Raw genomic sequence first — 7,108 nt, 5'->3', positions numbered from 1 at the left:
TCCTGGCGGTGCGGGTGGTCTCGCGCGTGCGCGAGGCGCTGGGCGTCGAGGCGGCGCTGGGCGCGGTGTTCGAGCGGCCGGTGCTGGCGGACTTCGCCGCCCGGCTGCGGGGGGCGGAAGCCGGGCCCGGGGGCGACCGGGCGATCCCCGTCCGGACGGACGGCGCGCAGCCCCCGCTCTTCCTGGTCCACGAGGGAACCGGATCGGTGGCGTACGCGCAGGTGCTGCTCCCCCACCTCGACTCCGGCTTCCCGGTGTACGCCCTCCCCCGCGTCTCCGCCGCCGGCCCGCCGCTGCGCACCATCGAGGGGATGGCCGCCCGGCTGGTGCGGATGATCCGCGAGGTCCAGCCGGCCGGCCCGTACCGCCTGGCCGGGTGGTCCTTCGGGGGCGTCCTGGCGTACGAGGCCGCCGCGCAGCTGCTCGGCCGGGACGAGGCCGTCGAGTTCGTGGGGATGCTGGACACCTTCCACCCGGCGGCCGCCCGCGCCGGCGCCGGGGAGGCCGGGCACGAGCACGCCCTGCTCCTGCGCATGCTCCGCATGGGCGAGGGCGCCGAGGCGGACGCCGGCCCGGGGCCCGGCGAAGAGGCCGCCGCCGCGGAGGGGGACCTCGAGGCGTTCGTCGGCCGCTGCCGGGAGCGGGGGCTCCTCCCCGGCCACGTCACCGTGGCGCACGCCCGGGAGATGCGGGACCGGCTGCGGGCCCACCTCTCCGCCCTGCGGGAGTACTTCCCGCAGCCGATCCCGGTCCCCGTCCACCTCTTCCCGGCGGCCGAGAGCCCGGCCCCCGACCGGCGGCGCGGCTGGCAGGCCGTGCTCCCCGACGCGTCGCTCCGGGTCGCGCCCGTGCCGGGGACGCACCTGTCCATGCTGGAGGCGGAGAACGCCCGGGAGCTCGGCGCGGCGCTGTCGCGCGCCCTCGGCGCCGCGGCCGGGAGCCGGAAGCCGCTCCCCGAGGACCGCTACGCGCCCCTGGTAACGCTGCGGTTCGGCAGGGGGGGCGTTCCCCTCTTCTGCGTCCCCGGGGCGGGGGCGAGCGTGGCCAGCTTCGCCGAGCTGGCCGGATGCCTGGACCCGGCGCGGCCGGTGCACGCCTTCCAGCCGCGCGGGCTGGACGGCGACATGGTCCCCCACGCCACGGTCCCGGCCGCCGCGGAGCTCTACCTGCGCGCGTTGCGCGAGGCGCACCCCGCCGGCCCCGTCCACCTGCTGGGGCACTCCTTCGGCGGCTGGGTCGCGTTCGAGATGGCCCGGCGCCTGCGCGCGGCCGGGCGCCCCGTGGCGTCGCTCACCCTCCTGGACAGCGAGGCGCCGGACGCGGACGACGCCCAGGTCGCCGAGTACGACGCCCGGGAGGCCTTCCTCAAGCTGGTCGAGGTCTTCGAGCTGGCGGCGGAGCGTTCTCTCGAAATCAGGCCCGAAGAGATCGATTCGCCGGACGAGGATGCCAGGCTCGGGCTCCTGCACGAGCGGCTGGTCCGGCTCGGCGTCCTTCCCCGGCGCTCGGGTTCCGACGTGCTGCGCGGCCCCTTTCGGACCTTTTCCACCAGCCTGCGCGCCACCTACAGGCCCGCCGGGGGCTACTCCGGCAAACTCCGTCTTGTACTGGTGAGCGATCCTAGATATGATGTAGGTGCAAATCAGAGCAAATTCGCAGAAACCGTCCGGGGATGGGGATGCTGGGCGCCCGATCTCGACTTCTGCGTCGGGACCGGGAACCATATGACCGCCCTGAAACGGCCACACGTCGCGGATCTGGCCCTGCGGCTCACGGTAGGCTGAGCCCGCGGCCGTCCGTGAAAAAAGCGTGATGTAGCGTGATGTATAGTCAATATCAGGGCGATTTGATCGACTGAATACGGAGTAAACACTCCGATCTACGTCCTGAAGATATCGGCTGAACGCTCATGGAATCAGCGGGGCGCGCTCGCTCTTTTCCCGGGCGCGGCGGCTCGCGGGAGACGGCGGGCCCGAGGGCGGCCGAAGCGGTTGGAGAGGGTCTGGCGGTATGGTCCGGTCGGGAGGCCCCGCCGGCGGCGGAGAGGGACGTGTACGCGGCGGGCCGTCCGTGGACGGGCGACCCATCCCTCGCCCGTCGCCGGACGAGACGTTCGCACACCTGTTGACCCGACGCTCACCCCATGTCGATTGCCGATCGAGCGAGCAGTCCGGCCCGCCAGCCCCCCCCCACGGCGGACGAGTGGCCGGGCTACGCCGTGCCCGTGGGCGAAGCCGAGGCCGCGGCCGCGGAGATCTGGTGCGAGGTGCTGGGCGTGGAGCGGGTGGGGCGCGGCGACGACTTCTTCGAGCTGGGCGGCGACTCGCTGGACGAGGTGCAGGTGATCTCGCGGGTGCGCCAGGTGCTGGACGTGGAGCTGGCCCCCGGCGCGCTGTTCGACCACCCGGTGCTGGCGGAGTTCGCGCGGGCCGTGGAAGAGGCGGCGCGCGCGGACCTCCCGGCCATCGAGCCGGTGGACCGCGCGGGGCGCCTCCCGCTGTCGTTCGCGCAGCAGCGGCTCTGGTTCCTGGAGCAGCTGGGCGCCGCGGGCGTCTACAACATCCCCCGGCAGCTCCGCCTGCGCGGGGAGCTGGACCGTGCGGCGCTCGCGCGCGCGCTGGACCGCGTCGTGGCGCGCCACGAGGCGCTGCGCACCACCATCCGGGTGGTGGACGGCGAGCCGGAGCAGCGGATCGCCCCGCCGGAGGCGAGCCGCTTCGACCTGCGCGAGCACGACCTGTCCGGCCGCGCCGACGCGGACGCCGAGCTGCGGCGCTTGGCGGCGGAGGAGGCGGGCGCGCCGTTCGACTTGGAGCGCGGCCCGCTGGTGCGCGGGCGCCTGGTGCGGCTGGCGGCGGACGACCACGTGCTGCTGGTGACGATGCACCACCTGGTGTCGGACCAGTGGTCGGTCGAGGTGCTGGGCGATGAGATGGACGCGCTGTACGCCTCGTTCCTGCGCGGCGCCGGCGACCCGCTCCCGCCGCTCCCGGTGCAGTACGCCGACTATGCGGCGTGGCAGCGGCGCTGGGTGATGGAGGAGGTGCTGGAGAAGCAGGCGGCGTACTGGAGGGGCGCGCTGGAGGGCGTGCCGGCGCTCCTCGAGCTCCCGCTGGACCACCCGCGTCCGGCGCGGCAGGAGTTCGCGGGGGCCACGCTCCCGGTGGAGCTGGGCGAGGAGCTCGTGGCGGGGCTCAGGGCGCTCTCCCGGCGGCACGGGACCACGCTGTTCATGACGCTCTTGGCCGGGTGGGCGGTGGTGCTGGGCCGCCTCGCGGGCCAGACGGACGTGGTGGTGGGCTCGCCCACCGCCAACCGCGGGCGGCGGGAGATCGAGGGGCTGATCGGCTTCTTCGTGAACACCCTGGCGCTGCGCGTGGACCTCTCGGGCTCGCCCACGGTGGCGGAGCTGCTGGGGCGGGTGAAGGAGCGCTCGCTCGGGGCGCAGCACAACCGCGACCTCCCCTTCGAGCAGGTGGTGGAGCAGGTGCAGCCGGCGCGCAGCCTGGCGCACAACCCGGTGTTCCAGGTGGTGTTCTCGTGGCAGAACGTGCGGCGGAGCCGGCTGGCGCTGCCGGGGACCGGCCCGGCGTTCCTGGAGCGCTCCCCCCAGGCGACGGCGAAGTTCGACCTGTCGCTGACGCTGCAGGAGGAGGGCGGGCGGATCGTGGGCGGGATGGAGTACGCCACCGCGCTCTTCGAGCCGGCCACGGTGGAGCGCCACGTGGGCTACCTGCGGCGGGTGCTGGAGGCGATGGCGACGGGCGACGGCCGGCGCGTGGAGGAGCTGGACCTGCTCCCCGAGGCCGAGCGCCGGCGCGAGCTGGAGGAGTGGAACGCCACCGGGGCGGCGTACCCCGACCAGGCCTGCGTGTACGAGCTGTTCGAGGCGCAGGCGGAGCGGACGCCCGACGCCGTGGCGCTGACCTTCGACGGACGGTCGCTCACCTACCGTGAGCTGAACGCCCGCGCGAACCGGCTCGCGCACTACCTGCGGGGCCTCGGCGTGGGTCCCGACGCGCGCGTGGGGCTCTGCGTGGAGCGGGGCCCGGAGATGCTCGCGGCGGTGCTGGGGGTGCTGAAGGCGGGCGGGGCGTACGTGCCGCTGGACCCCTCCCACCCCGAGGAGCGGCTGCGCCACGTGCTGCGCGACAGCCGGCCGGCGGCGCTGCTCACCGAATCGCCGTTTGCCGCGCGCTTCGGCGGGCTCGGCGTGCCGGTGCTGGCGCTCGACCGCGACGCCTCCTGGGCGCGGCACCCGGAGACGAACCCGGAGCGCGGCGGCCTCACCCCGCGCCACCTGGCGTACGTGATCTACACCTCGGGCTCCACGGGCCGGCCCAAGGGGGTGATGGTCGAGCACCGCGGCGTGTGCAACCTCCTGTGGTCGATGCGCGGCACCGTGGGGATGGGGGCGGCGGACCGGCTGCTCGCCGTCACCACGCTCGCGTTCGACATCTCCGTGCTGGAGCTGTTCCTCCCGCTCCTCTCCGGGGCCCGGGTGGAGATCCTGGACCGCACGGCCGCCTCGGACCCGGCGCTCCTCGAGCGCGCGATCTCCGCCGCGCCGGGGACGGTGCTGCAGGCCACCCCCGCCACCTGGCGCCTCCTGCTGGACGGCGGCTGGACGGGCGACCCCGGGCTGCGCGCGCTCTGCGGCGGCGAGGCGCTCCCCGCCGACCTCGCCGCGCGGCTCTCCGAGCGGGTCGGCGCGCTGTGGAACGTCTACGGGCCCACCGAGACCACCATCTGGTCGTCGCTGCAGCCGGTGGGCGCGGACTCCCCCGGGCGGCGGGGCCGCGCGGGGATCGGTTCGCCGGTGGCGAACACGCGGATCTACGTGCTGGACGGCGCCGGCGAGCCGGTGCCGGCGGGGGTGGTGGGTGAGCTGTACATCGGGGGCGCGGGGGTGGCGCGCGGGTACCTGGGGCGCCCTGGGCTGACGGCGGAGCGCTTCGTGGCCGACCCGTTCGGCGCCGATCCGGGCGGGCGCCTGTACCGCACGGGAGACCTGGGGCGGCGGCTCCCCGACGGGACGCTGGAGTTCGTGGGGCGCAACGACGCCCAGGTCAAGGTGCGGGGCTTCCGCATCGAGCCGGGCGAGGTCGAGGCGCGCCTCGCCGAGCACCCGGCGGTGCGCGAGGCGGTGGTGGCGGCGCGCGAGGACGCGCCCGGCGACCGGCGGCTCGCGGCGTACTGGGTGGGCGAGGGAAGCGCCGACGCCGGGGCGCTGCGCGCGCACCTGCGCGAGCGGCTCCCGGAGTACATGGTGCCGGCGGCGTTCGTGCGGCTGGAGCGGCTCCCGCTCACCCCCAACGGCAAGGTGGACCGCGCGGCGCTCCCCGCGCCGGAGGCGGACGCGGGCGCGCGGGCCTACGAGGCCCCGGCGAGCGCGACCGAGGCGGCGCTGGCGGAGATCTGGGCCGAGGTGCTGGGGATGGAGCGGGTGGGGCGCCGCGACCACTTCTTCGACCTGGGCGGCCACTCGCTCCTGGCCGTGCAGGTGGTCTCGCGCGTGCGCCAGGCGCTGGGCGTGGAGGCGGCGCTGGGCGAGGTGTTCGACCGCCCGGTGCTGGAGGACTTCGCGCGGGGGCTGGAGGCGGCGGCGCGCGCGGAGCTGCCGCCGATCGAGCCGGCCGACCGCGGGGGGCGGCTGGCGCTTTCGTTCGCGCAGGAGCGGCTCTGGTTCCTGGAGCGGATGGGCGCCGGCGGCGCGTACCACATCCCCCGGCGCGTCCGCCTGCGGGGGACGCTGGACCGCGCGGCGCTCTCGCGCGCGCTGGACCGCCTGGTGGCGCGCCACGAGGCGCTGCGCACCACCTTCGTGACGGTGGACGGCGAGCCCGGGCAGAGGATCGCGCCGGCCGAGGAGAGCCGCTTCCCCCTGCGGGAGCACGATCTGGCCGGGCGCGCCGACGCCGATGCCGAGCTGCGGCGCCTGGTGGCCGAAGAGGCCGGCGCGCCGTTCGACCTGGAGCGCGGCCCGCTGGCGCGCGCTCGGCTGGTGCGGCTGGGTGACGACGACCACGTGCTGCTGTGGACGATGCACCACATCGTCTCCGACGCCTGGTCGACGGGGGTGCTGGCCCGGGAGCTGAGCGTGCTGTACGGCGCGTACCGTGAGGGCGGGGACGACCCGCTCCCGCCGCTCCCGGTGCAGTACGCCGACTACGCGGCGTGGCAGCGGCGCTGGGCGGAGAGCCGGGCGTTGCGGGCGCAGGAGGACTACTGGAGCCGGGCGCTCGCGGGCGCGCCGGAGCTGCTGGCGCTGCCCACCGACCGCGCGCGCCCCGACCGGCAGGACCACGCGGGGGCCTCGGTCCCGGTGGAGCTCGACGAGGCGCTCGCCGCCAGGCTGAAGGCCCTGGGCCGGCGGCAGGGAGCCACGCTGTTCATGACGCTCCTGGCCGGGTGGGCGGCCCTGCTCGGCCGGCTGTCGGGGCAGCACGACGTGGTGGTCGGCACGCCGGTGGCCAACCGCGGGCGCCGCGAGGTCGAGGGGCTGATCGGGCTGTTCGTCAACACGCTGGCGCTGCGCCTGGACCTGTCGGGCTCGCCCACGGCGGCGGAGCTGCTGGCGCGGGTGAAGGAGCGCGCGCTGGAGGCGCAGCACAATCAGGACGTCCCCTTCGAGCGGGTGGTGGAGCGGGTGCAGCCGGCGCGCAGCCTGGCGCACAGCCCGCTGTTCCAGGTGATGTTCACCTGGCAGAACACGCCGCCGGGCGCCCTGGAGCTGCCGGGGCTGGAGGCGGGCCCGGTGGACGGCTCGGCGTCGGACGGGACGGCCAAGTTCGACCTGTCGCTGTCGCTGCGCGAGGCGGGCGGGCGGATCGTGGGGCGGGTGGAGTACGCCACGGCGCTCTTCGAGCGCGCCACGGTGGAGCGCCACGTGGGCTACCTGCGGCGCGTGCTGGAGGAGATGGCGGCGGACCCGGGCCGGCGCGTGGACGAAGTGGAGCTGCTCGCCCCGGCGGAGCGGCGGCAGGTGGTGGAGGGGTGGAACGCCACGGAGGCGGAGTACCCTCGCGGCCTGTGCGTTCACGAGCTGTTCGAGGCGCAGGCGGCGCGGACGCCCGACGCCGTGGCGCTGACCTTCGCGGGACGGTCG

At 75.8% G+C, this 7,108-nt stretch carries 2 protein-coding genes; both read left to right on the top strand.

Going from position 1 to position 7,108, the window contains the following annotated elements; translation table 11 throughout:
- Positions 1-1,784 (top strand): alpha/beta fold hydrolase (locus tag VF746_25820; GenBank protein HEX8695860.1); only part of this gene is annotated, 1,784 nt, incomplete at its 5' end.
- Positions 1,785-2,143: 359 nt separating this feature from the next.
- The coding region (locus tag VF746_25815) for an amino acid adenylation domain-containing protein (GenBank protein HEX8695859.1) at positions 2,144-7,108 on the top strand (4,965 nt) is incomplete at its 3' end.

The organism is Longimicrobium sp. (assembly GCA_036389795.1).
Classification (GTDB): domain Bacteria; phylum Gemmatimonadota; class Gemmatimonadetes; order Longimicrobiales; family Longimicrobiaceae; genus Longimicrobium.
The sequence above is the reverse complement of the archived record's forward strand: the minus strand, read 5'-3'. Positions and strand labels throughout refer to the sequence as shown.